Below are 277 nucleotides of genomic sequence, written 5' to 3' on the forward strand. Positions count from 1 at the left end.
GTCACTGGCATCACCACGAGGTCCGAGATACGGGTGCTGAAATGCGGCGGTCGCGAACTCACCCATCAGTTCACGAGGGTCGAGCATGACGCGCTGCGCCGTCTGATTTTGTAGCTTCACGGCGGTCACCCAAAAATCGTCCAGACGCCATGCGCCCAGAGGGGAGGCGGTGACCGGTAAGGTGGGAAGCAGCGTGGTCAGATCCAGGCGGCGATCAATCTTCGCCTGGGCAATGCCGTCCACCGGCTCGACGGTGCGCAACGGTGCATAGAGCATC

Annotated in this window: 1 protein-coding gene; it reads right to left on the reverse strand. The window is 62.1% G+C overall.

What is annotated here, in order from left to right; translation table 11 throughout:
• Positions 1-277 (reverse strand): DUF3438 family protein (locus tag ABJ99_RS23895; protein ID WP_154864497.1); only part of this gene is annotated, 277 nt, incomplete at both ends.

Source organism: Pseudomonas syringae pv. cilantro, assembly GCF_001293775.1.
Taxonomy (GTDB): domain Bacteria; phylum Pseudomonadota; class Gammaproteobacteria; order Pseudomonadales; family Pseudomonadaceae; genus Aquipseudomonas; species Aquipseudomonas syringae_P.